Source organism: Flavobacterium indicum GPTSA100-9 = DSM 17447 (assembly GCF_000455605.1).
Taxonomy (GTDB): domain Bacteria; phylum Bacteroidota; class Bacteroidia; order Flavobacteriales; family Flavobacteriaceae; genus Flavobacterium; species Flavobacterium indicum.
Genome location: NC_017025.1, coordinates 835,806 through 859,411, shown reverse-complemented (window position 1 = coordinate 859,411; position 23,606 = coordinate 835,806). Strand labels below are relative to the sequence as shown.

Genomic DNA, 23,606 nt, shown 5'->3' with positions numbered 1-23,606 from the left:
TTCAAGAGTTAGTTGCATTTTTAAGTAACTCTTTTAACTCACTCAACATCATTGCAGTAGCTCCCCAAACTACGTATTTTTCAATTTGAAATGCAGGTACTTGAATATCTGTTGCATAGGATGTTGTCATTTTAGTTTGAATAATTGTTTCATCATCCAACAATTGCTCTATAGGGAATTCCAATACCTTTTTAACTTCCTCTGGATTCGGAGTAAAATTTAGATTTTCTTGAGAAAAACCTAAATAAGGCGAAACTAAAAAATTACTCGGTGGGATATAAATTTTACTAAAAGGCCGTATGATTTGGACTTTATTTCGTTCAACTCCAACTTCTTCTTCTGTTTCACGTAATGCAGTATGTTCTAAATTTAAATCTTCTACTTCTTCTTTTCCACCAGGAAAACTAATTTGAGAAGAATGAACACCTGGATAGGTATTACGAACGATTAAAGCCAAATGCGCCAAATGATTTTTAGGATAAACCAATATAAGTACCGCTGCATTTTTAGGATTTTTATCTAAGTAATAATCTTCGTTAAGATAAGTAATTCGTTCCAAAGGAGCCATTTTTATATGCGCATCTGTGGCTAACAACTTTTCTTTTTCTATTTTTGGCAAAAATTCTATGAAGGCATCAAATTTCATGGCTGTTGTACTTTTTATAAAGTTAATAAAAATTATTTAAAATGTTTAGTAAGGAAGAAGCGTTACAATTAAAAAAAGAGTTTTGGGCAACTTTTGGCAATGAATATCCAAGAAAATGGTTGTTATATAACACAAAAATCAAAGATGTTAGTTTTAAATTTTATGTAGATAATAAAAAGGCGCAAGTTCTTTTAGAAATAGAACCTAAAGATGAAGAAAAAAGAAAGATATATTATGAAAAAGTCGAATCTTTAAAAGATATTTTACTAGAAGAATTTATACCAGAAGCGATCTTTGAACGCAATTTTTATTTAGAAAATGGTAAAGTGGTGAGTCGAATTTGGGTTGAATTAAATGGTGTGAGCATGAATAGAAAAACCGATTGGGAAACCATTTTTACATTCTTTTATGACCAAATGGATGCCTTTGAACGATTTTTCTATGAACACGAAGATTATATTAGAGATTTAGAAATTAATACTTAATTGAAATTCAATACTCACAGATCACAAATCTAGGTGTACGAGTGTTCTTTTTCCTCACTTTGTAAGCACAGCTTGAAAATCTGTACTATCGACTTGTAATACTCTCGGATTGTAGATACACACGAACGGGTATTGGCTCAAAGTCGGGAGACTTTGCGCATCGGGTTTTAATTAGAACTCTTAGAATAGCTGGGAGTATTTTCTAGTTTTTAATATTTACTAAATTACCGTTTATAATTTTAAAATTATTTTCCACAGTTAAAGTAGTAAATTCATTACCTGGTTTTGGATCCAATCCATTAGGTACATTTTTATATATAGATCTTATATAAAATATCCCATTTATATATTCAGTTTTAGTAGTATTACCTATAGAATACTCCTCTACTTTTATAATTGATGTAACTTTATTTAATTTATTATCATACAAACCAAACAGATATTTATAATCCAAATTTTCAATTACTTTTATCCCTATTAACCAATAATCATCTGAAATTTTATATTTACCTGAATAATAATATCTTAATGATATTCCTCTTTCAGAATAAAACATTTCATTCTTAATTAAAGGTAAATATGATTCAACTTCTTGATTTAAAATTTCCTTTCCAACTTCCTTTCTAAAGTTTTGTACAATATTTACCTCTAAATTATTTATTTCATTGAAACTCCCTAAAAATGTATGATTATTTTGACTTTGACAAGATGTAGTTAATAAAAATAAAATAATAAAAAAAATGTTCTTTTTCATAATCTATAATAATTAATAATTAGGCTTAACTTCTGTAAATGTATAACGTAAAGAACTTTCCGCTGCGCAAAGTCTTTTCCATAATCATACATGTTAAGCCCAAGTTTTTCTTGCATTTCTTTACCGTTGTATTTATACTTTTACATAACTAATAACTAATATAAAAAAAGTCCCGAAAAATTTCGGGACTTTTTTATATTAGTTTACAAATTGAATTAAACGTTGTGCTCTTCTTCAATGTGTTTTTTATCATCCGATGAAATAGTATCAACTAAAACTGGCGTTGCAATAAATAATGAAGAATATGTACCAATAACAATACCTACCAACATTGCAAAGATAAATCCTCTAATTGAGTCTCCACCAAATACAAACATAATAGCTAATACTAAAATCATCGTTAATGATGTATTTAAAGTACGAGATAAAGTTGTATTAATTGAATCATTTACTATCTTATTAAAACTTCCGTGATGAGAAGCACCTCCTAAGAATTCACGTACTCTATCAAATACAATTACAGTATCATTCATTGAATAACCAATAACTGTTAAAATAGCCGCGATAAAGTGTTGGTCAATCTCCATGTGGAAAGGCATGTATTTGTATAACAATGAATATACCCCTAATACAAAGATTACATCGTGAGCTACTGCTGCAATTGCGCCTAATGAATATTGGTATCTACGGAACGAAACAACTAAATACAAACACACTACTAACATCGCACCAATAACGGCCCAATATGCATTTGTTTTAATATCCTCAGCTACTGCTGGACCAACTTTAACCGCTTGAACTACTCCAATATTTTTTCCTTCATTAGTATTGATAAATTCTTCATAAGAAATTTCTTTAGCATAGAATTTTTTCAATGCCGCATATAATTTCTCATTTACTTCTTTATCTACAGTTGCATTTTCCTCTTGGATTTTATATTTAGTCGTAATTTTTAATTGAGAAGAATTTCCAAAAGTTTTAGCTTCAGCACTTTCAAATACTTCTTTTGATGCTAATACTTCTTTAACCTCTTCAGGATTTACAGGTTTATCAAATTTCACTTGGAATGTTCTACCTCCAACAAAATCGATACCTTGGTCAAATCCATTAAAATAGAAAGACACACAACTTACAATCACAACAATAGTTGAGAAAGCATATGATATTTTTTTAATTTTTAAGAAATCAAAATTAAATCCTGTAAACCAGTTTTTAGTCATTTCAGTAGCAAACATCAATGATCTTCCTTTCTGAATATCTCTATCAATAAAGAATCTAGCAATGAAGATTGATGTAAACAACGAAGTAAAAATACCAATTAATAAGGTTGTTGCGAAACCTTTAATTGGACCGTTACCAAAAATGAATAAGATAAGTCCAGTTAAAACGTGAGTAACGTTTGCATCGATAATAGAACGCATAGCACCTTTCCAACCGAAAGCAGCAATAACTGCATTTTCTAATGTTTTACCTTCACGTAATTCTTCTTTTGCTCTTTCATAAATAATAATATTGGCATCAACAGCAGTACCCATTGTTAATACGATTCCAGCAATACCTGGTAATGTTAACACGAATCCTCCAGGGAAACTTGCCATAGCACCGAAGATCAAAATTAAGTTTACAGCTAAAGCAACATTAGCGTACCAACCTGCTCTACCATAATATATTACCATCCATAATGACACTAATAACAATCCGATTAAAGAAGATAAGATACCATTATCAATAGCTTCTTGTCCTAAAGACGGCCCTACTACTTCAGACTGAACAATTTCAGCTTTAGCAGGTAATTTACCAGCTCTTAGAACGTTAGCTAAGTCTTTTGTTTCTTCAATAGTAAAGTTTCCTGAAATTTCAGATTGACCACCTGAAATTGCACCTTTACTAACTCCAGGAGCAGAATATACTTGATTATCTAAAACAATTGCAATTGCATTACCTTGTTTAGATACATTTCCTGTAATTTCTTCCCATTTTCTGGCTCCCGTTGGGTTCATTTGCATGCTTACCGCAGGTTTACCAAATTGGTCGTACGTATCTTTTGCTTCAACGATTACACCTCCACTTAATGGTGGCACACCGTCTGAAGTTCCTTTTAACACATATAATTCTGTAAAATCAGGAGTTTTACTTGATGTTTTACCCCATGCAAAACGAGCGTTAGCCACAGGTAATAAAGCTCTAATATCTGCTCTATTTAAATAAGAATTTACTTTTGCAGTATCTTTCACATTAAATACAGCTACATAAGGTGCACCTTGTTGACCAGGCATTACAATTTTGCTAAATAATGGACCCAAGTCTTGAGTACCTTTTTTAGCATCTTTCTTATTATCTGTTAATAAATCTTCAACTTTTGTAGTTTTATTTTCTTTAACAGCAGTTGTATCAGCAGTAGTAGTAGCCGATTTAGTTTCTGTTTTCTTTAATGCATCATTTGCCGCTACAAAGAAATTACCTAACTCTTCTACTTTATACGTTTCCCAAAACTCTAACTGAGCTGTAGATTGTAATAAGTTTTTAATACGGTCAATATCTTTTGCACCTGGTAATTCTACTAAGATTCTTCCAGACTCCCCTAATTTTTGAATATTTGGCTGAACAACACCGAACTTATCGATACGTTCTCTTAATACTCCATACGCACTTTCTACAGATTCCGCTACTTTTTTTCTAAGAACAACTTTTACTTGATCGTCAGTCATTCCTAAATTAATATCTCCCTCTAAGTTTCTATTATAGAAAACCTCATTTGAAGCTAATTTTAACGTTCCATTAGATTCTGCTTCGAAAGCATCAAAAAATGCATCTAAATACGTTTGATTTCCTTGTTGCTCTTTTGAAGCTCTGTCTAAAGCTCTGTTAAAAGTAGGATTTTTAGAATCATTAGCTAAACCTTTCAAGATATCTTTCACAGATACTTGTAAGATTACGTTAATTCCTCCTTCAAGATCTAGACCTTTGTTGATCTGTTTTTCTCTTACTTCATTGTAGGTAAATTTTGTGAAACCTAAGTTCATCACATCTGTTTTACCAATTGAATCCAAATACGCTAATTCTTTTTTAGTATCACCTTTCGCATGAGCTTTAGCATCTTCTGCAATTCCATTCGCTACAAAAGTGAATGATAATTGATAAACACTTACCAATGTGAAGATAATAGCAAAGAATTTAATTAGTCCTTTGTTCTGCATTATAGTTAATATTTAGTTATTTTTTTTAAAAACGGACAAATATATAATTTCAAATAGGATAAAACAATTTTATTTTTAGTTATCCTACGTTTTTTTTAAACATATTTAATTTTATTCACAACAACTTTCAACAATCTATTGAAATTCAACCAAATAAAAAATGCGTCTAAAGTAGACGCATTTTAAGTTATTATCTTTTTTCTTATTAAGAAACATTTTCAACATTAGCTTCTGCTAAGGCTTTATACGTTCCGTTAACCAATTTCTCTCTAATTGCTTCGAATGCTGCTAACGTTTCATCAATATCTGCAATTGTATGTGAAGCAGTAGGAATCATTCTTAACAAAATAATACCTTTTGGAATAACGGGATAAACAACAATTGATAAGAAAATATTATAATTTTCTCTCAAATCATTCACCATAACCATTGCTTCTGGAATTGAACCTTCAAGGTACACAGGAGTTACACAAGTATTAGTATCACCAATATTAAATCCTTTAGATTTTAATCCATTTTGTAAATAATTTACATTTTCCCAAAGTTTATCTTTCAACTCTGGCATTGTACGCAACATTTCTAAACGTTTCAATGCACCAACCGTCATAATCATTGGTAACGATTTAGCAAACATTTGCGAACGTAAATTATATTTTAAATAATCAATAACGTCTTTATCAGCAGCTACAAAAGCACCAATACTAGCCATTGATTTAGCGAAAGTTGAAAAATAAACATCGATTCCGTCTTGACAACCTTGTTCTTCACCAGCACCTGCACCAGTTTTCCCTAAAGTACCAAATCCATGTGCATCATCAACTAATAAACGGAAATTGTATTTTTCTTTTAAAGCAACAATTTCTTTTAATTTTCCTTGTTGCCCTCTCATACCGAATACCCCTTCTGTAATTACTAAAATACCACCGCCTAATTCTTCTGCCATTTTAGTTGCGCGCTGCAAGTTCTTTTCTAAACTTTCAATATCGTTATGTTTGTATGTAAATCGTTTACCCATATGTAAACGCACACCATCAATAATACATCCATGACCATCAACATCATATACAATTACATCATTTTTAGTTACTAAAGCATCAATAATTGAAACCATTCCTTGGTAACCAAAGTTTAACAAATAAGCCGCTTCTTTTTGCACAAAACTTGCTAACTCATTTTGTAATTGCTCATGTAAATCTGTATGACCACTCATCATTCGCGCTCCCATAGGATAAGCTGCACCATATTGAGCTGCCGCTTCTGCATCAACCTTTCTAACTTCAGGATGATTTGCTAATCCTAAATAGTCATTAATACTCCAATTTAAAATTTCTTTTCCATGAAATTTCATTCTTGGCCCTAATTCACCCTCTAATTTAGGGAACACATAATATCCTTCTGCTTGTGAAGCCCATTTTCCTAAAGGCCCTTTATTTTGTTGAATTCTTTCAAATAAATCTTTTACCATGATTCTATTCTTAAATGTGCGACAAAAGTATAAATAAAATTGAGTTTTTTATAATTTTTTTTCCGATTATCCTAACAGTCATTTATTTAGGTTAGAGTTGAAGTTAAAACTATAAAATAATCAAAAAAGAAGGTAGTTTTTTATAGATTATTAAAAAAACACTCTTGTAAAAAACAAAGTTTTCTTTATCTTTGACCTCCATGAAGCCGATAAAAATAATAGAATGTCCAAGAGATGCCATGCAAGGCATTAAAACTTTTATTCCTACAGAAAAAAAAGTACAATACATCCAATCTTTATTGAGAGTGGGTTTTGATACTATTGATTTTGGAAGTTTTGTATCTGCTAAAGCAATTCCTCAAATGCAAGATACAGCTGAAGTTTTGGCACAATTAGATTTATCTCAAACCAAAAGTAAATTATTGGCTATTATAGCTAATACACAAGGTGCAATTAATGCATCAGTTCATAAAGAAATTCAATATTTAGGTTTTCCTTTTTCAATATCTGAAAATTTTCAGATGCGAAACACGCACAAAACAATTGCTGAATCTTTATTTACCTTACAAGAAATTTTAGAAATTGCAGACAAATCCAACAAAGAAGTAGTTACCTATATTTCAATGGGATTTGGAAATCCTTATGGAGATCCTTATAGCGTTGAAATCGTGGGTGAATGGACAGAAAAGTTAGCCAATATGGGGGTGAAAATTTTATCACTTTCAGACACAATTGGGTCTTCAACGCCAGAAATTATAGACTATTTATTTAGTAATTTAATTCCGAAATATCCAGAAATTGAATTTGGCGCTCATCTTCATACTACTCCAGACACATGGTTTGAAAAAGTAGATGCAGCTTATAAAGCAGGTTGCACGCGTTTTGATGGTGCAATTAAAGGATACGGTGGATGTCCGATGGCAAAAGACGATTTAACTGGTAATATGCCAACTGAGAAACTTCTTTCTTATTTTACCGCTCAGAAAGCAGAAACTAACTGTCACGCAATAAGTTTTGAAAGCGCTTATAATGAAGCCTTGAAGATTTTTAATTTTTACCATTAATAATTTCAATTTATAACTATTTTTTTAGTAAATTTGCACGCAATTTAATTACAAATTGCACCATGAAAGCACACACAACTAAAATAATTGGTGAAGGTCTAACTTACGATGACGTTTTATTAGTTCCCAATTATTCTGAAATACTTCCTAGAGAAGTTTCCATTCAATCAAAATTCAGTAAAAATATCACATTAAATGTTCCTGTTGTTTCAGCTGCTATGGACACGGTAACAGAAAGTGCTATGGCAATCGCTATGGCTCAAGAGGGAGGAATTGGTGTTTTACACAAAAACATGACCATTGAACAACAGGCTGCAGAAGTTAGAAAAGTAAAACGTGCTGAAAGCGGAATGATAATCGACCCTGTTACATTACCTTTAACGGCCAATGTTGGTGATGCAAAAGCAGCCATGAAAGAATTTAGCATTGGTGGTATTCCTGTGGTAGACAACACAGGTGCTCTAAAGGGAATTGTTACTAATCGGGATTTACGATTTGAAAAAAACAATACAAGAATTATTACCGAAGTAATGACTTCTGACAATCTTGTTACCGCTCCTGAAGGCACTACTTTAAGTCAAGCCGAAGAAATTTTACAAGAAAATAAAATTGAAAAACTTCCTGTTGTTGACGCTAATTTCAAATTAATCGGATTAATTACATTTAGAGATATTACAAAATTAACGCAGAAACCAAACGCTAACAAAGATAAATTTGGACGGTTACGTGTTGCTGCAGCTATTGGTGTAACTGCAGACGCTATTCAGCGTGCTGAAGCTTTGGTTAACGCAGGTGTTGACGCGGTTATAATTGATACTGCACACGGACACACAAAAGGTGTAGTTGATGTATTAAAACAAGTAAAATCAAATTTTCCACAAATTGATGTGGTAGTTGGAAACATTGCCACACCAGAAGCGGCTTTATACTTAGTTGAAAACGGTGCTGATGCAGTAAAAGTTGGTATTGGACCAGGTTCTATTTGTACCACACGTGTCGTTGCAGGTGTTGGGTTCCCTCAATTTTCTGCTGTATTAGAAGTAGCGGCTGCTTTACAAGGTACAGGAATACCGGTAATTGCAGACGGTGGTGTACGTTATACTGGTGATATTCCAAAAGCATTAGCGGCAGGTGCTTATTCAGTTATGTTAGGTTCCATGTTAGCCGGAACTAAAGAATCTCCTGGAGAAACCATCATTTTTGAAGGAAGAAAATTCAAATCATACAGAGGAATGGGTTCAGTTGAAGCTATGAAAGAAGGTTCGAAAGACAGGTATTTTCAAGATGTTGAAGATGATGTGAAAAAATTAGTTCCAGAAGGAATTGTAGGACGTGTACCTTACAAAGGCGAACTTAATGAAAGCATGCAACAATTTATTGGAGGTTTAAGAGCTGGAATGGGCTATTGTGGTGCTAAAGACATACCAACATTACAAGCTACTGGCCGATTTGTTAGAATTACATCAAGCGGGATTAGTGAAAGTCACCCTCATAATGTAACCATTACCAAAGAAGCACCAAATTATTCTAGATAATTATTACAATTTTAAAGTTATAATAAGAAATCCGTTCAATGAACGGATTTCTTTATTTCTTATTTAAAGGCAAGTATTGATGCAATTCCGATAAAGTATAAAATTGCATATTATTCTCTTTAACATATTTACAAATTGTTTCTATCGTTTTATAATCCACTTGATAAGAACCCGTGACTTTTTGGACAGGTTTATGCGCATAAAGAATCACTATTTTATTATTTCTTTTTGCATAATTCAATATTTTCAAAAAGAAATCTAAATCATAATGTTGGTAACTATTATCTATTCCTAAACCTGTTACAGTTTTACTATTTCCAGAAAAGAAACAAGTATTATCCTTCATTCTTTTTGAAGTACTATAGGTTCTTCTCAACATTTTAAAATGCTTATACAAAGCTTTATCAATTCCGGGAGTATTTGCTCCAAAAGGATAAGCAAATGAATTTAAAAGCAACCCATTTTTTCTAAATGCATTTTCCATAGGAATAATTTCGTTTTTCAAATAAGGTGCTAAACCTTTTTTAGAAACATACATCCTTGCATTTTCATGTTCGTATCCATGACCTGCAATTTCATTCCCTTTCGCTTGCATTTTTTTTAATTGACCAATTTCTTTTGCATTTAAAGAATCGATATAACAAACACAAAAAGTTGCTTTCCAATTGTATTTATGCATCGCAGCATCTAAGTCGTACCATTCTTGCACATAATCATCATCAAATGTAATAACAACTCCAGCTTTATAGGCAGGTGCTATTTTTTTTTCAGTTGAACAAGAAACAATAATAAATATTGAAAAATACAATAGGATTTTATTCATTTAATTATCTATTTTTTTCAAAAATATAAACATATAATAAATAATACAAAAAACCCGATAATTTAAAAATTCATCGGGTTAAAAAAATATTATTTATTAAATATTAAATTCCTAAATAATTACTTGGCGTAATTTGCTTTAATTCAATTTTAATAGTTTCAGAAACATTTAAGGTTTCTATAAAAGCATGAATAGATTCTTTATTTATTACAGTATTCGTTCTTGTTAAATCCTTCAAAGCTTCATAAGGATTTGGATACGCTTCTCTTCTTAAAATTGTTTGTATTGCCTCTGCAACAACAGCCCAATTTTTCTCTAAATCTTCTGCAAATTTAGCCTCATTCAACAATAATTTATTTAATCCTTTCAAAGTAGCTTCTAATCCAATAATGGTATGACCAATTGGTACACCTACATTTCTTAAAACCGTACTATCCGTTAAATCTCTTTGTAAACGAGATATAGGTAATTTTGCTGCCAAGTGTTCAAAAATAGCATTGGCTATTCCTAAATTTCCTTCGCTATTTTCAAAATCAATTGGATTTACTTTATGAGGCATAGCCGAAGAGCCAATTTCTCCAGCTTTAATTTTCTGTTTGAAATAATCCATAGAAACATACGTCCAAATATCTCTATCCAAATCAATTAAAATAGTATTTATACGTTTTAAAGCATCAAAAAATGCAGCAAAATGATCGTAATGTTCAATTTGTGTTGTTGGAAATGAATGTCGTAATCCTAGAGTATTTTCAACAAATTTAGTCCCAAACACTTTCCATTCAATAGCTGGATAAGCCACTTTATGTGCATTATAATTCCCCGTTGCGCCACCAAATTTAGCAGCAAAAGGTACATTAAACAACAATCGCATTTGCTCTTCAATTCGTTCTACGAACACTCCAATTTCCTTACCTAAACGTGTTGGAGATGCGGGTTGTCCATGCGTTCTAGCTAACATAGGAACATCAGCCCATTCAACAGACAATTCTTTTAATTTTTGAATAACAGCAACTAAACTTGGCAAGTATACATTTTCAAAAGCTTCTTTAGTAGAAAGAGGAATTGCTGTATTATTAATATCTTGAGAAGTTAATCCAAAATGAATAAATTCTTTATGAGCAGACAATCCTAAATCATCAAATTTCTTTTTAATGAAATATTCAACAGCTTTAACATCATGGTTGGTTGTTTTCTCAGTTTTTTTAATCCAAAGTGCATCTTCCGTAGAAAAGTTTTTATAAATAGCACGTAAATCTTCAAATAAATCTGCCTTTACACCTGACAATTGAGGTAAAGGTAATTCACATAAAGCGATAAAATATTCTACTTCTACTAAAACGCGGTATTTAATTAACGCTTCTTCCGAAAAATAGGGAGCTAATGAAACCGTTTTACTTCTATAACGACCATCAATAGGTGAAATAGCATTTAATTCAGTTAGTTGCATGTGTGTTGTTTATTTTTTTAAAGGTGCAAATTTAGCAAATAGTGTCCACTAAATAGTATTTAGACTTGAGTTTTTTATTATTTTTTTCCAAGCAAATTTTGTTTCACCAACGCCAAACCTTCACTAGCTTTCATTGCCATAACATGAACCCTTTTTTTATCTAAGCTATCAATTGCAGGATGCGGATCAATATAGATAATTGGAACATTAGCTTTAGGATACTCCATTAAACTTGCTGCCGGATAAACTTGTAAAGAAGTTCCAATAATCAACATTATATCTGCGGAAGCGGCTATTTTAACAGCTTCTTCAAATTTTGGAACTGCTTCTCCAAACCACACTATTGCAGGGCGAAGTTGCTCTCCCTGATTATTTTGTTGACCGATAGTAACATCATCTTCCCAATGAATATTCTCTTGCTCAGAAAATTCACCTCTTACTTTAGTTAACTCACCGTGCAGATGTAAAATATGACTAGAACCAGCTCTTTCATGCAAATTATCTACATTTTGAGTAATAATTTGTACGTCAAAATGAGATTCTAATTCTGCTAAAATTTGGTGTCCCAGATTAGGGTATACCTCTTTTAATTGAGCTCTTCGTTTATTGTAAAAATCCAAGACTAAAGCTGGATTTTTTTTCCATCCCTGAGGAGATGCCACTTCCATGATATCGTGGTTTTCCCACAAACCATTCGAATCTCTAAATGTTGAAATTCCACTTTCGGCGCTCATTCCTGCGCCTGTTAAAACTACAATTTTCTTCATGCTTCCAAACAGAAAAAGCACCCTTGTAGAGTGCTTTAGTATTTCAATTAATTTTTAAACCTTTCCTAAAGTGTATAATTGTTCCAATGTTGGTGACTTACTTCCGCCTTCTGGCTCAAGTGTAATACCAAAGGCTTCTGCGTTTTCTGCATTATCCACTTTAAACATTTTCAATGTACTTGAATCTGCTGTATAGTTATCTAATGTACCTATGCTGGTAGGCGTCAAAGGTGATAATTTTAAAGCCCATACCTGATACACTTTTCCTTTTGGCGGTGCTGGTAAACCTGAAACATCAACATAAACCTCTTTAGTTTGTTTGTTATAATATGCTTTTGCACTTGAGGTTGGAGAAACCGCTTGTCCGGCTAATGCAACTTGAACATTATTATTATCTCTAACAACATTTAATAACGTTTCTGCTTCTTTAGATTTAATTTCTAACGTTACAACAGATTCTTGCATTTTAGTTTTTTCTACGCTTAATTGGTTAATTGTTTCATTAGAATCATTTAACTTCTTAAACTGCCATCCCATACCTAAGACAAAAACTGCGGCTGCTGCCCATCCCATATATTGCTTCCATGAGTTTTGAGCGGACATATCAATGGTCTTGTGCTTTTCAATGAGCTGTTTTCTAATTTTTTCATAATTAGCAGCTGATAAATAAGGCGCTGCACTTTGTGATAAATTAATAACCGCTTTTTCAATTGAAAATACTTCTTCTGCAACTTCAGGGAATTGTTTCATATACTGCTCCACTTCCGCTATTTCATTTTCGGGAAGCGAACCATAAACATACAATTCCAAAATACCTGAGTCAATAATTTCTCTACTAGTCATTGATCATCATTCTTAATTCGTTCATACAATTTCTATTTTGAGTTTTTACTGTTCCTAAAGGAATTGCTAACTCTTCTGACGCTTCTTGCTGTGTATATCCTTTAAAGAATAATAAATCAATTATTTGGATACATTTGGGTTTTAGTTTATTAATAAACGTTCGTATTCCAATTGCATCTATCTTATTGACTTCCTTTGCATTGTCATCAAGTATATGTACGAAATTATCGGAAGATAAGTTTTTCTGACTGTTGTTAAATCCTTTAGAACGCAATCTGTCTATGGTTGCATTTCGGGCGATATTCAACATCCAGGTGTAAAACCTTCCCTTAGAATCGTTGTAAGAGTCAATGTTTTTCCATATTTTTACAAAAACTTCTTGAAGTAAATCTTCAGCTTCTTCTTTATCTTTTATAAGATTAAAGATAACACCATACAAACTCTTTGAATAATTATCATAGAGCAAGGTGAAGGACCTGTCGTCCTTTTTTAATAATAATGGCAGTAATTCTTCTTGTTTCATGCAATTTAGTTTGTGTTAAAGATAAGTAAATTATACTATAAAAAAATGAAAAACAGATTTGAAAAAGAAAAATTACTTGAATATTTAGAAGGTTTTATCACTGAAAACAGAAAAAATGGTTTTCTTAAAGTTTTGAAAAACAGAACAAAACACCTTACTATTGCTATGGAAGATGTGTATCAATTACATAACACGAGTGCGGTAATGCGTAGCTGTGAAGTTTTTGGCGTACAAGAATTACATGTTATTGAACAACGATTTGGAAAACGAATCGACAAAGAAATTGCTTTAGGCGCTGAAAAATGGGTAGATATTAACCGCTTTTCTACGATTCAAAATTGTATTGACGATTTAAAAAATAAAGGTTATCAAATTATTGCCACAACACCACACAACGATTCATGCCTATTAGACGCATTTGATATTACACAAAAATCAGCGATTTTCTTTGGTACTGAAAAATTAGGCTTATCAGAAGAAGTGATGCAACAAGCCGATGGTTTTTTAAAAATCCCAATGGTAGGTTTTACAGAAAGTTTGAATATTTCAGTCTCTGCAGCCATTGTCATACAAGATTTAACTAATAGAATTAGAAAATCTTCAATTGAATGGCAATTGACCGAGGAGGAACTCTTAGATAAACGATTAGATTGGACCAGAAAATCAATCAAAGATATAGCCTATATTGAAAGTAGGTATTACGAATCTAATCCTTAAAATATTCAATACCGTTTTCCCCAACAAAACCATATCCTTTTGAAGTTTGAACTTGAATTAGTGAAAAATTCCAAGCGTCGTTTACTTGAAAATTTTGTTTATCAATAACTTTTAAATATTTTGGTTCAACGGTTGGATAAATTGTGTTTTTAATTTTGAAACCTATTTTCCTTTCTTGTTCGATTAAAAACAAATTTAATGAAGAATCAAACACTACTGAATCATATTTTATCGGCAAATAAACTTGATTATTTTCTTTAAGCACTCCCCATTTAGAATTTAGTTTTACTTTAAACAACAAAGCAGCTGCATCTTCACCTTCTAATGCAACAAATTCATATTTTGGCTCAATTAGCAATTCTTTTTTAGCCAAAGAATACACGCCTAATCTATCTTTAGAATTTCCCACAATAGCTATACCTTCATACTCATTTATCTCAACAAACGCATATTGCTTACTCAACATACTTTGTATTTCTTTAATTTTATTTTCAGAAAAATAGGTTGAGCCAACCATTTCCTTTAGGCCAACTACCATATCTTGACCATCTTCAATTTTTACATTGTCAAAAAACTTCTGAACTTTATCATTTTTGATTGCTTCCCAAGCAAATAACGTTTTACGATTTATCATTTCTTCACCAATCGGATAGATTTCATCAAACTGAATAGGTATAACTAGTTTTTTCTTTTCATTTAACAATCCACATTTCTGATCCAAGTACACATAATAACTGGCATTAGCAGCAACAACAACCTCATCATATAAGCAAGGTACTTTTTCAACTAACTCTCGAACAATCCCTAACTTCCCTTTTTTATAAACCTCAACATACCTTACATCAAATGGTTTTAGTTTAATAGAATCGTACTTATTTAGTATAGGAACTACCAACTGATTATTCTCATTAACTACAAATTTATTATTCCCTTTTCGAACTACGAACGCGGCTTTTTTGAAAAAACCATCGTAACGCACATCATGAATAGTATCTAAATAAGGCTTTACAATAACTTTACCTAAAGTATCACAAAACCCCCATGCTTTTCCATCTCTATAGGGAATTAAAGGTGTTTGAGAAAAAACGTTTGATACAAAAAAAAGTGCAACAATTGAGAAAAACCTTAGCAACATTATTATTTCCCTTTTAAAACTTGATAATCAGAATAAGCTGTTGCTAATGCATCTAAAACTTGTAAATCACTAGCCGAATCAATAAACACTTTTGAATAATTACATTTTTCTAAAATTTTTGCAATTTCAGCTTTATCCATTTGCAACAACATTGAAATTGCCTCTCTATCGGTTTGTTGACTTAATAATTTTTTGAAATTTTCATCTTTTTTAATTTCCATTAATCTATCCATGTCTTTTTGTTTACCATTAAAAAGAGAATAAACTAAATCAACAGGATTTGTCAATGAATTAAGAATATTTTGAGTTGCTTTCGGTGCTTTCATTCCTGGTTCATAACCTAAGTTTAAACCTGCTATATTAAACCTATAATTTTCATTCACAGGTATTAATTTTGTATCAATCTCTAAGTAACCAGTTAATAAAATTTCTGATATTAAAACAGGCTCAATTTCATTCACCTTATCATATAAAGTAATTTGTTTATTTTTTAAATTTAACCAAGTATTTGTAATGTCAATTTTAGCATATTCATAAGATATGTGAGAAAAGAATAACACATCATTTGGACTCACAACTATCTCAAAAAATCCATTTTCATCTGAAACCGAAGTAATAGATTTTGTTTTATTTATAATGGTAACTCCGGTAATAGAATTTTTTGAAACACTATTTACAATCTTAGCTTTTATCTTTACAGCCAAAGTATCATTTTGACCTTTTACAGCAAATGAAACAAACAAAAATAAAATATAGATTAGGTTTTTCATTGGAAACTTATTAGTAAAAACAAAAGTATTTATTTTTATGAAATACAAATTCAAACTTAACATAAGATTATAAAAAAATCCCGAAAAATTCGGGATTTAAATATTAACTTCTTCTAGAACGCTTTGCTTTATCAAACATGGCCTTTGAATCTCCTCCAGAACTTCTTCTTTCCGATCTTCCTTCACCTCTTCTTCCTCCATCTCTAGAATCTGAACGTCTTTCACTTCCACCGTCTCTTCTTGAACGTCCTTCTCCTCTTGGTGCACCACCTTCTCTTCTAAAACCACCGTCACGACTTCCACCGTCTCGTCCGCCTTCTCTTCTACCAGAGAATCCACCTTCACGTTTTCTGTCTCTTCCTCCATGATCTCTTCTATTTTGGTTTTTTGCACCATCATTTTTAGAAATCTCTACATTGATTTTTCTTCCATTATGCTGAATATTATTTAAAACAGACATTACTTTATCTGCTAATTCAGCATCAGTATTAAAGAATGAGAATCCTTCTTTTACATCTACTTTAAAGATGTCATCACGACCAACTTCTAATGTATCTCTCAAGAAGTCTTTCAATTCCATCCATTCAAATCCGTCTCTCGCTCCAATATTAATAAAGTAACGAACCGCACCTGAAGTAGGAACCTCTCCGCCTTTACCTGGAATTTGAGTTAAATCTTTCGATTTTTTATAATAGTTTAAGAATCGGTTAAATTCAACAGAAACAACTCTTTTAATTAACTCTTCCTTATCTAAATCACCTAAAATATCAAAGATAGCCGGTAAATACGAATCAATTGCATGATCTGTTTCTGTATCTTTAATTTTATTAGCTAAGTGTAATAATTGAATTTCACAGATTTCCATTCCAGAAGGAATTGGTTTTTCTTCGAACTTCGTTTTAATGATTCTTTCAATAGCGTGAATTTTTCTAATTTCACTTTTAGTAATAATCACAAAAGAAGTACCCGATTTCCCTGCACGACCTGTACGACCTGAACGGTGCGTATACGTTTCAATTTCATCTGGCAATTGGTAATTAATAACATGTGTTACATTATCAACATCAATTCCACGTGCCGCAACATCAGTAGCAACTAACATTTGAATTTGACGACCACGGAATGATTTCATTACTGCATCACGTTGTGCTTGAGACAAGTCGCCATGTAAAGCTGCAGCATTATATCCGTCTTCAATTAATTTTTCAGAAATAGCTTGTGTATCTCTTTTCGTTCTACAAAATACTACTGAGAAAATGTCTGGATTCGCATCAGCTAATCTTTTCAACGCTTCATAACGATCGCGTGCATTAACTAAATAATATTCGTGAGAAATATTGGCTGAACTTGAATTTTTGTGTCCAACTGTAATTTCTTGTGGTTTGTTCATGAATTCTTTTGCAATTCTTGCTACTTCTTGTGGCATTGTTGCTGAGAATAACCATGTGTTTTTGTCTCTAGGAGTGTCCGATAAGATACTTGTTATATCTTCATAGAACCCCATGTTTAACATTTCGTCCGCCTCATCAAGAACACAGATGTTGATGTTTTTAATATTCACCATACCTCTGTTAATCATATCCTGCATTCTACCTGGAGTAGCCACAATAATTTGGGCTCCTCGCTTTACGTCACGTGCTTGATCATTAATACTCGCACCACCGTAAACCGCAACGGTATATAAACCGTCAATGTATTTCGAGTATAATTTAATCTCGTTTGTAATTTGCAAACACAATTCTCTCGTTGGAGAAAGAATTAAAGCTTGTGTTTGTTTGTTGAAAGGATCAATTTTTTGGATTAATGGAAAACCAAAAGCTGCGGTTTTTCCTGTTCCTGTTTGGGCAAGAGCGACGATGTCTGTGTCTTCTTCCAATAATAGTGGGATTGCTTTCTCCTGTACTTCTGACGGGGTTTCGAATCCTAAATCACCTATTGCTTTTAACAAAGATTCGTTTAACCCTAATTGCTCAAATTTATTCATTCTGTATTTTTAAATTGGCTGCAAAGGTACGCTTAATATATGGATTTTACTAATTATTCCCAATTATTTCCATTTTACAGCTTAATAATCAGATGTTTACAACAACATCTCGATGAGAATTAGAAAATTTTCACCAAAGAATCAATCGTTATTCTTATTAAACTATAGAAATTAAACAATTAAACGCAACAATAATCAAGAATGATTCCTAATTTTGTAAATAAAAAAATGTTTCATCTTCTTGATATCATTGGCACACTGTTTTTTGCAATATCGGGTGTTTTAACTGGACTAAATAAAAAATTAGATGCTTTTGGCGTATTTGTTATTGCTTTTGTAACTGCTCTTGGAGGTGGAACGCTAAGAGATATATTAATTGGCAAAACACCTGTTGGTTGGATGATTGACACACAATATATTTATATTGTCCTTTTTGGTGTTTTAATTTCAGTACTGTTTAGAAAAAAACTTGACCAATTAAGAGTGTCATTATTTCTTTTTGACACTATTGGTTTAGGAATTTTTACAATAATAGGAATTGAAAAAGGAATATCAAAAGAACTCGACCCAATGATTTGTATCGCATTAGGAACTATGACAGCTAGTTTTGGTGGTGTTATAAGAGACATTTTATGCAACGAAATCCCAATTTTGTTTCGAAAAGAAATTTATGCAACAATATGCATTATTGGCGGAGGTTTGTATTTCTTTTTAAAACAATTGAATTTAAACCAAGACCTACTATATCTTTTAACTTCCTCTTTTATTATTACATTGCGTTTACTAGCTGTCTATTATAAATGGAGTTTACCACAACTTTATAAAGAGTAATTACATCATTCTTTTTAAAAAATTGACTAACTTTTCTACAGCTTTTCCTCGATGACTAATAGTCGCTTTTTGCTGCATGGACATTTCTGCAAAAGTAACATCAAAACCTTCTGGTTGAAAAATAGGGTCGTAACCAAAACCTTCATTCCCTCTTTTTACTGGAGTTATTGTTCCTTTTACTATTCCTTCAAACAAGAAATGCTCACTTCCAAAATTAAGAGCTATTACAGTTTTAAATTGAGCGCTTCTATTGGTTTTATTTTCTAATTTCTGAAGAACCAAAGCCATATTATCGTCTGCATTTTTCTGTTCGCCTGCATAACGTGCAGAATACACACCGGGTTCCCCTTGTAACGCATCAATCTCTAAACCCGTGTCATCAGCAAAACAAGAGAGTCCATATTTATCATAAACGTATTGTGCTTTTAATATTGCATTTCCTTCAATAGTTTCAGCGGTTTCAGGAATATCTTCTGTACAACCAATGTCTTCTAAAGAAACAATTTCAAATTTATCTCCAATTAATTGCTGAATTTCAGCAATTTTATTTTTATTATTTGACGCAAAGACTAGTTTCATGGTTTTCTTTTTTATTGGCACGCGGATTTTAAAGGATTAAATGGATTTTTTAATGAAAATGTATTATTTTATGTTTTGCAATATTGCGAGTTCGTTTTTTTTATTTCGTCCAAATGAAACTATAGAAGTTCTTTTATTTAAATCGCAAACACTATTTACATAAACTCTACTTCCTTTTATTAAAACAGTAATTTGTTCTCCCCAACTTCCAGATGTTAGTTTTGGATTTGTTACAAACAAAAAATAATTACTTTTTTTTACTTTTAATTTCCAATTTAAGTTAACAGCTAAACTTTCTATTTTCTGAATTAAAACTTCATATGAAAAATTTGTTTGAACACTTTTCAATTTCAATTTACTTTTTTGAAGAAAATAACCAAATAGACTTATAGAAAAAGAAACTATAAGAATTATTATAAATCTTTCATTTTTAAAATCAAATGGTTTATTAATTGATATTAAAATTATAAGAAAAGGCATAGAAAAAAATAAAATCGAAATCCAAAATTGATCAATTATATTTAAAAATGATAACTTTAATTCTCCGCTTAAAATACTTTCATTGATTTTTTTAACAGTCATAATAATCGTTAAAAATTGTTATTGATTTTTGTATTCTCTATTGCAATTGTAAAATCTTCTTATTAATATCTTTTATTAATTGCGGCCCTTCGTAAATAAATCCAGTATACAACTGTACTAAACTAGCCCCAGCATTTAACTTTTCAATAGCATCTTCTGCTGTATGTATACCACCAACTCCAATAATCGGAAAAGCATGATTACTTTTTTCTGCTAAAAAACGAATGACTTCAGTAGAACGTTTCGTTAATGGTTTACCAGACAATCCACCCGCTTCAATTTTGTTAACCGATTGCAAGCCATCTCTAGATAATGTCGTATTAGTAGCAATAACTCCAGCTATTTTTGTATCATTTACAATCGCAATGATATCCAACAACTGCTCATTGGTTAAATCGGGAGCAATTTTTAATAAAATGGGTTTTCCCTTCGACAAGCTCAGGGTGACCGTTTTTTGATTATTTAAATCTTGTAACGCTTGTAATAATTTTGTTAGCGGTTCTCTATCCTGCAATTCTCTTAAACCAGGCGTGTTAGGTGAACTTACATTTACAACGAAATAATCAACATAATCGTATAATGCATTAAAACAAATTACGTAATCATCCGTTGCATTTTCATTTGGTGTAACTTTGTTTTTTCCAATATTCCCGCCAATTAAAACGTGTCCGTTGTTTTTCTTTAATCGCTCTACAGCCTCTAAAACACCACCGTTGTTAAAACCCATTCGATTAATTATTCCGCTGTCTTCTTGCAAACGAAACAATCGTTTTTTTGGATTTCCGTCTTGTGCTTTTGGGGTTAATGTACCAATTTCTATAAATCCAAAACCTAAATTTGACAATTCTTTGTACAATTTAGCATCTTTATCAAAACCAGCCGCTAACCCAACCGGATTTTTAAACTTTAAACCAAAAACTTCTCGTTCCAGACGCTTATCTTCGAATTGATAAAACGAATTAAAAATGGAAGAAACAATCGGAATTTTATTAATTACTCTTAAGGCTGAAAAGGTAAAATAATGCACTTTTTCTGGATCGAAACAGAAAAGTAATGGACGAATAAGTAATTTATACATGTTGTTGTGTTGTTTGCACAAAGTTAAAAAATTATTAGTTATAGCTAGCACATTACAAAATGAAATTCTTTTCTTATCAGACACATTTTAATAACAAAAAAATGAGTACACTAAAAATTTAATACTATTTAACAGATTTCTAAAAAACAATTCATACATTTGTATATACAAATATCAATTAAAAATTGATAAAAATGAACAGAAAACAATTTTTAGGAATTTTAGGTTTAGCACCACTTTTTTATGCTATGAAAAATTTAAATCAACTTTACAACTATAAAGATCAATTACCCAATACAGAAAAAATGCCTGTCTTGTTTTTAGGACACGGAAGCCCTATGAATGCCATTGAAGAAAATGAGTTTGTGGCAGGATTTAGAACCATTGCCAAAACCATCCCTACTCCAACAGCTATTTTATGTATTTCTGCACATTGGTACACCAAAGGAACGAAAGTAACCGCTATGGAGCTACCGCAAACGATTCATGATTTTGGTGGATTTCCAAAAGAGCTTTTCGAAGTTCAATATCCAGCTAAAGGTTCACCTGAATTGGCTCAATTCACTAAAGAACTTTTACTGCCTACAGAAGTAGAATTAAATCACGATTGGGGACTAGATCATGGTGCTTGGAGTGTAATTAAACATTTGTATCCAGAAGCGAATATTCCAGTAATCCAAATGAGTATTGATTACAGTTTAGCTCCAGAAAAACATTTTGAATTGGCTCAAAAACTACAAGCGTTACGAAACAAAGGCATTTTAATTATAGGTAGCGGTAATATTATTCATAATTTACGAATGGTAGATTGGGCTAATTTCAACAAAGACAATCACGGCTACGATTGGGCCAAAGAAGCCCATACTGATTTTAATAAGTATATGTTAGAAGGGGATTTTAAATCGTTGATTAACTATCAAAACCACAGTACAGCATGGAATTTAGCCATACCCACACCCGATCATTATTTACCTTTACTATATGCTTTAGGTTTGAAAAACAACAATGAAGAATTACAGTTGTTTAATGATAAGTTTGTAGCCGGTTCGTTGAGTATGACTTCGGTTAAGATTGGGTAAATTCTTTTGTCATTCTGAATTTATTTCAGAATCTCAATAACAATTGATTCCGAATTAAAGGAATCTGAAACAAGTTCAGAAAGACAAAAAAGCTCTATTATTTCGGATTCGTTGCAATTACAAATTTCATGTTGTTCTTTACACCTATTTGTAAAACATCAACCAAATCTTGTACTTGCAAATTAAACGGAATTCGAACCACAACGGTTTGTTCTTTATCATTGCCTACTTTTGCCAGTAATTCTTTTTCTAATTCTTCAAAAGCGACAGGTTGTTTATCAATAAAGTATTGTTTTTCTTCCGTTACCGAAATACTCACATGTTGTTTATTCGTTTTCTCATTTACTTTCGATTTTGGCAACGTCATTTTAATCACATTTGGATTTGCCAACGTGGAAATAATCAAAAAGAACAACAACAAAAAGAACATGATGTCACTCATTGAGGACGCATGAACTTCTGCATGAAAACGTTTATTTCTTTTAATTGCCATGGTTCGGTCTTTGAATAATATTTACAAATTCTAACACTTGCTTTTGAACATTTAACATAAAATGATCAATTTTCCCATTTAATAAATGGTAACCGGCATAAGCAAAAAGTCCCACGATAAGTCCAGCACCTGACGAAATCATTTTTTCATATAATCCACCAGAAATATTACCAATACTAATATTTTCCGTGATCGAAATACTATAGAAAATTTTAATTACCCCACCAATTGTTCCTACGAAACCTAAAGTAGGCGCCATACCTGCAATTAAACCTAAATGCCCTAAACGTTTTTCCATTTCGCCTAGTTCAATTTGCGCTTGGCGCTCCATATTCGATTCAATTTCAGATATAGGACGACCAATAGTCATAATACCTTCTCTTACTACTCTTGCATTGGCATTATCCAATCGTTCGGCAGCCCCTAAAGCTAATTCTATATTACCATTATTTAAATGGGTACGCACTTCTTTCAATAAAAAATTATCAGTTTTAGTCGTTTTACTAATATACATAGTACGTTCTACAATAACATAAATAGTATAAAACAATAAAATTGCAATTGGGATAATAAAGAATCCCCCTTTAAAAATAAATTCTAAAACAGAAATTTCAGTATTTTGTTTGGCTGTTTCTGCTGCATTGGCAACCTGATTTGCCGCATTCGCTAAAGTATCAACTGTGGCTTGTAAAAAAAATCCAATCATAAAACGAATAAGTTAATATTTATATTCAAATTTGCACTAAAGATACATTTTTCTATAAATAGTAAAACTAAAATTTTATTAAATTATTATATTGTATTCCTAT

Annotated in this window: 23 protein-coding genes; 6 read left to right on the top strand and 17 right to left on the bottom strand. The window is 31.6% G+C overall.

Features of this window, described 5'->3' with window-relative positions; all coding sequences use genetic code 11:
• Window position 1: 1 nt before the first annotated feature.
• On the bottom strand, window positions 2-646 hold the full coding sequence (locus KQS_RS03790; protein WP_014387890.1) for an NUDIX hydrolase: 645 nt from the start codon (window positions 644-646) through the stop codon (window positions 2-4).
• Between the two features lie 41 nt (window positions 647-687).
• Here KQS_RS03790 and KQS_RS03785 point away from each other — a divergent pair, with 41 nt between their 5' ends.
• Window positions 688-1,131: a DUF4268 domain-containing protein gene (locus KQS_RS03785; protein WP_014387889.1), complete on the top strand. Its 444-nt coding sequence runs from the start codon at window positions 688-690 to the stop codon at window positions 1,129-1,131.
• Between the two features lie 202 nt (window positions 1,132-1,333).
• On the opposite strand, the gene KQS_RS03780 is transcribed toward KQS_RS03785, so the two are convergent.
• The 3 genes from KQS_RS03780 to KQS_RS03770 form a co-directional block, all read right to left on the bottom strand.
• Entirely contained in the window at window positions 1,334-1,885 is a 552-nt protein-coding gene (locus KQS_RS03780) for a hypothetical protein (RefSeq protein ID WP_014387888.1), read from the bottom strand.
• A 215-nt stretch (window positions 1,886-2,100) separates the two neighbouring features.
• Window positions 2,101-5,082, bottom strand: a complete 2,982-nt coding sequence (gene secDF / locus KQS_RS03775) for a protein translocase subunit SecDF (RefSeq protein ID WP_014387887.1) — start codon at window positions 5,080-5,082, stop codon at window positions 2,101-2,103.
• Between the two features lie 205 nt (window positions 5,083-5,287).
• Window positions 5,288-6,547 carry an aminotransferase class I/II-fold pyridoxal phosphate-dependent enzyme gene (locus tag KQS_RS03770; RefSeq protein ID WP_014387886.1) on the bottom strand — a complete coding sequence of 420 codons (1,260 nt, stop codon included), beginning with the start codon at window positions 6,545-6,547 and terminating at the stop codon, window positions 5,288-5,290.
• 200 nt (window positions 6,548-6,747) lie between these two features.
• Here KQS_RS03770 and KQS_RS03765 point away from each other — a divergent pair, with 200 nt between their 5' ends.
• Window positions 6,748-7,611, top strand: coding sequence for a hydroxymethylglutaryl-CoA lyase (locus tag KQS_RS03765; RefSeq protein WP_014387885.1), 864 nt, complete (start codon window positions 6,748-6,750; stop codon window positions 7,609-7,611).
• Window positions 7,612-7,673: 62 nt separating this feature from the next.
• Window positions 7,674-9,146, top strand: coding sequence for an IMP dehydrogenase (gene guaB, locus KQS_RS03760; protein ID WP_014387884.1), 1,473 nt, complete (start codon window positions 7,674-7,676; stop codon window positions 9,144-9,146).
• Between the two features lie 52 nt (window positions 9,147-9,198).
• Here guaB and KQS_RS03755 read toward each other — a convergent pair whose 3' ends face one another.
• The 5 genes from KQS_RS03755 to KQS_RS03735 all read right to left on the bottom strand — a co-directional run bounded on the left by KQS_RS03755 (window position 9,199) and on the right by KQS_RS03735 (window position 13,549).
• Window positions 9,199-9,969, bottom strand: coding sequence for a polysaccharide deacetylase family protein (locus tag KQS_RS03755; protein WP_014387883.1), 771 nt, complete (start codon window positions 9,967-9,969; stop codon window positions 9,199-9,201).
• Between the two features lie 103 nt (window positions 9,970-10,072).
• Entirely contained in the window at window positions 10,073-11,416 is a 1,344-nt protein-coding gene (gene purB / locus KQS_RS03750; protein ID WP_014387882.1) for an adenylosuccinate lyase, read from the bottom strand.
• Between the two features lie 77 nt (window positions 11,417-11,493).
• On the bottom strand, window positions 11,494-12,150 hold the full coding sequence (locus tag KQS_RS03745) for a Sir2 family NAD-dependent protein deacetylase (RefSeq protein WP_242400772.1): 657 nt from the start codon (window positions 12,148-12,150) through the stop codon (window positions 11,494-11,496).
• Between the two features lie 87 nt (window positions 12,151-12,237).
• Window positions 12,238-13,026: an anti-sigma factor gene (locus KQS_RS03740; protein WP_014387880.1), complete on the bottom strand. Its 789-nt coding sequence runs from the start codon at window positions 13,024-13,026 to the stop codon at window positions 12,238-12,240.
• Complete coding sequence (locus KQS_RS03735; protein ID WP_014387879.1) at window positions 13,019-13,549, bottom strand: RNA polymerase sigma factor; 531 nt, start codon at window positions 13,547-13,549, stop codon at window positions 13,019-13,021. Before KQS_RS03735 ends, KQS_RS03740 begins: the two co-directional genes overlap by 8 nt.
• A 45-nt stretch (window positions 13,550-13,594) precedes the next feature.
• On the opposite strand from KQS_RS03735, the gene KQS_RS03730 reads away from it, so the two are divergent.
• On the top strand, window positions 13,595-14,266 hold the full coding sequence (locus tag KQS_RS03730; RefSeq protein ID WP_014387878.1) for a TrmH family RNA methyltransferase: 672 nt from the start codon (window positions 13,595-13,597) through the stop codon (window positions 14,264-14,266).
• Here the strand turns inward: KQS_RS03730 and KQS_RS03725 are convergent.
• From KQS_RS03725 to KQS_RS03715, 3 genes are all read right to left on the bottom strand, one after another.
• Complete coding sequence (locus KQS_RS03725; RefSeq protein WP_014387877.1) at window positions 14,256-15,401, bottom strand: WG repeat-containing protein; 1,146 nt, start codon at window positions 15,399-15,401, stop codon at window positions 14,256-14,258. The two genes, KQS_RS03730 and KQS_RS03725, sit on opposite strands and share 11 nt — an antisense overlap.
• Window positions 15,402-15,403: 2 nt before the next feature.
• Complete coding sequence (locus KQS_RS03720; RefSeq protein WP_014387876.1) at window positions 15,404-16,171, bottom strand: carboxypeptidase-like regulatory domain-containing protein; 768 nt, start codon at window positions 16,169-16,171, stop codon at window positions 15,404-15,406.
• Window positions 16,172-16,274: 103 nt separating this feature from the next.
• The gene (locus tag KQS_RS03715) at window positions 16,275-18,155 is read right to left on the bottom strand and encodes a DEAD/DEAH box helicase (RefSeq protein WP_014387875.1); all 1,881 of its coding nucleotides are present in this window, start codon (window positions 18,153-18,155) and stop codon (window positions 16,275-16,277) included.
• Window positions 18,156-18,383: 228 nt separating this feature from the next.
• Between KQS_RS03715 and KQS_RS03710 the strand changes: the two genes are divergently transcribed.
• A complete protein-coding gene (locus tag KQS_RS03710) occupies window positions 18,384-18,986 on the top strand; it encodes a trimeric intracellular cation channel family protein (protein ID WP_041251979.1) in 603 nt (200 codons plus the stop codon).
• Here the strand turns inward: KQS_RS03710 and KQS_RS03705 are convergent, their stop codons facing one another.
• From KQS_RS03705 to KQS_RS03695, 3 genes are all read right to left on the bottom strand, one after another.
• Window positions 18,987-19,565: a non-canonical purine NTP diphosphatase gene (locus KQS_RS03705; RefSeq protein WP_014387873.1), complete on the bottom strand. Its 579-nt coding sequence runs from the start codon at window positions 19,563-19,565 to the stop codon at window positions 18,987-18,989.
• A 63-nt stretch (window positions 19,566-19,628) separates the two neighbouring features.
• Complete coding sequence (locus tag KQS_RS14310) at window positions 19,629-19,919, bottom strand: hypothetical protein (protein WP_157868386.1); 291 nt, start codon at window positions 19,917-19,919, stop codon at window positions 19,629-19,631.
• 265 nt (window positions 19,920-20,184) lie between these two features.
• A complete protein-coding gene (locus tag KQS_RS03695) occupies window positions 20,185-21,225 on the bottom strand; it encodes a quinone-dependent dihydroorotate dehydrogenase (RefSeq protein WP_014387871.1) in 1,041 nt (346 codons plus the stop codon).
• A gap of 248 nt (window positions 21,226-21,473) precedes the next feature.
• Between KQS_RS03695 and ygiD the strand changes: the two genes are divergently transcribed.
• Window positions 21,474-22,304, top strand: coding sequence for a 4,5-DOPA-extradiol-dioxygenase (gene ygiD / locus KQS_RS03690; RefSeq protein ID WP_041252199.1), 831 nt, complete (start codon window positions 21,474-21,476; stop codon window positions 22,302-22,304).
• A 97-nt stretch (window positions 22,305-22,401) separates the two neighbouring features.
• Here ygiD and KQS_RS03685 read toward each other — a convergent pair whose 3' ends face one another.
• Both KQS_RS03685 and KQS_RS03680 read right to left on the bottom strand, forming a co-directional pair.
• Complete coding sequence (locus KQS_RS03685; RefSeq protein ID WP_014387869.1) at window positions 22,402-22,797, bottom strand: ExbD/TolR family protein; 396 nt, start codon at window positions 22,795-22,797, stop codon at window positions 22,402-22,404.
• Window positions 22,787-23,503, bottom strand: coding sequence for a MotA/TolQ/ExbB proton channel family protein (locus KQS_RS03680; protein WP_014387868.1), 717 nt, complete (start codon window positions 23,501-23,503; stop codon window positions 22,787-22,789). Before KQS_RS03680 ends, KQS_RS03685 begins: the two co-directional genes overlap by 11 nt.
• Window positions 23,504-23,606 lie beyond the last annotated feature (103 nt).

Bases quoted from the DNA above. Each gene is read 5' to 3' on its own strand.
- KQS_RS03790 (WP_014387890.1), bottom strand. From the start codon at position 646: ATGAAATTTGATGCCTTCATAGAATTTTTGCCAAAAATAGAAAAAGAA.
- KQS_RS03785 (WP_014387889.1), top strand. From the start codon at position 688: ATGTTTAGTAAGGAAGAAGCGTTACAATTAAAAAAAGAGTTTTGGGCA.
- KQS_RS03780 (WP_014387888.1), bottom strand. From the start codon at position 1,885: ATGAAAAAGAACATTTTTTTTATTATTTTATTTTTATTAACTACATCT.
- secDF (WP_014387887.1), bottom strand. From the start codon at position 5,082: ATGCAGAACAAAGGACTAATTAAATTCTTTGCTATTATCTTCACATTG.
- KQS_RS03770 (WP_014387886.1), bottom strand. From the start codon at position 6,547: ATGGTAAAAGATTTATTTGAAAGAATTCAACAAAATAAAGGGCCTTTA.
- KQS_RS03765 (WP_014387885.1), top strand. From the start codon at position 6,748: ATGAAGCCGATAAAAATAATAGAATGTCCAAGAGATGCCATGCAAGGC.
- guaB (WP_014387884.1), top strand. From the start codon at position 7,674: ATGAAAGCACACACAACTAAAATAATTGGTGAAGGTCTAACTTACGAT.
- KQS_RS03755 (WP_014387883.1), bottom strand. From the start codon at position 9,969: ATGAATAAAATCCTATTGTATTTTTCAATATTTATTATTGTTTCTTGT.
- purB (WP_014387882.1), bottom strand. From the start codon at position 11,416: ATGCAACTAACTGAATTAAATGCTATTTCACCTATTGATGGTCGTTAT.
- KQS_RS03745 (WP_242400772.1), bottom strand. From the start codon at position 12,150: ATGAGCGCCGAAAGTGGAATTTCAACATTTAGAGATTCGAATGGTTTG.
- KQS_RS03740 (WP_014387880.1), bottom strand. From the start codon at position 13,026: ATGACTAGTAGAGAAATTATTGACTCAGGTATTTTGGAATTGTATGTT.
- KQS_RS03735 (WP_014387879.1), bottom strand. From the start codon at position 13,549: ATGAAACAAGAAGAATTACTGCCATTATTATTAAAAAAGGACGACAGG.
- KQS_RS03730 (WP_014387878.1), top strand. From the start codon at position 13,595: ATGAAAAACAGATTTGAAAAAGAAAAATTACTTGAATATTTAGAAGGT.
- KQS_RS03725 (WP_014387877.1), bottom strand. From the start codon at position 15,401: ATGTTGCTAAGGTTTTTCTCAATTGTTGCACTTTTTTTTGTATCAAAC.
- KQS_RS03720 (WP_014387876.1), bottom strand. From the start codon at position 16,171: ATGAAAAACCTAATCTATATTTTATTTTTGTTTGTTTCATTTGCTGTA.
- KQS_RS03715 (WP_014387875.1), bottom strand. From the start codon at position 18,155: ATGAATAAATTTGAGCAATTAGGGTTAAACGAATCTTTGTTAAAAGCA.
- KQS_RS03710 (WP_041251979.1), top strand. From the start codon at position 18,384: ATGTTTCATCTTCTTGATATCATTGGCACACTGTTTTTTGCAATATCG.
- KQS_RS03705 (WP_014387873.1), bottom strand. From the start codon at position 19,565: ATGAAACTAGTCTTTGCGTCAAATAATAAAAATAAAATTGCTGAAATT.
- KQS_RS03695 (WP_014387871.1), bottom strand. From the start codon at position 21,225: ATGTATAAATTACTTATTCGTCCATTACTTTTCTGTTTCGATCCAGAA.
- ygiD (WP_041252199.1), top strand. From the start codon at position 21,474: ATGAAAAATTTAAATCAACTTTACAACTATAAAGATCAATTACCCAAT.
- KQS_RS03685 (WP_014387869.1), bottom strand. From the start codon at position 22,797: ATGGCAATTAAAAGAAATAAACGTTTTCATGCAGAAGTTCATGCGTCC.
- KQS_RS03680 (WP_014387868.1), bottom strand. From the start codon at position 23,503: ATGATTGGATTTTTTTTACAAGCCACAGTTGATACTTTAGCGAATGCG.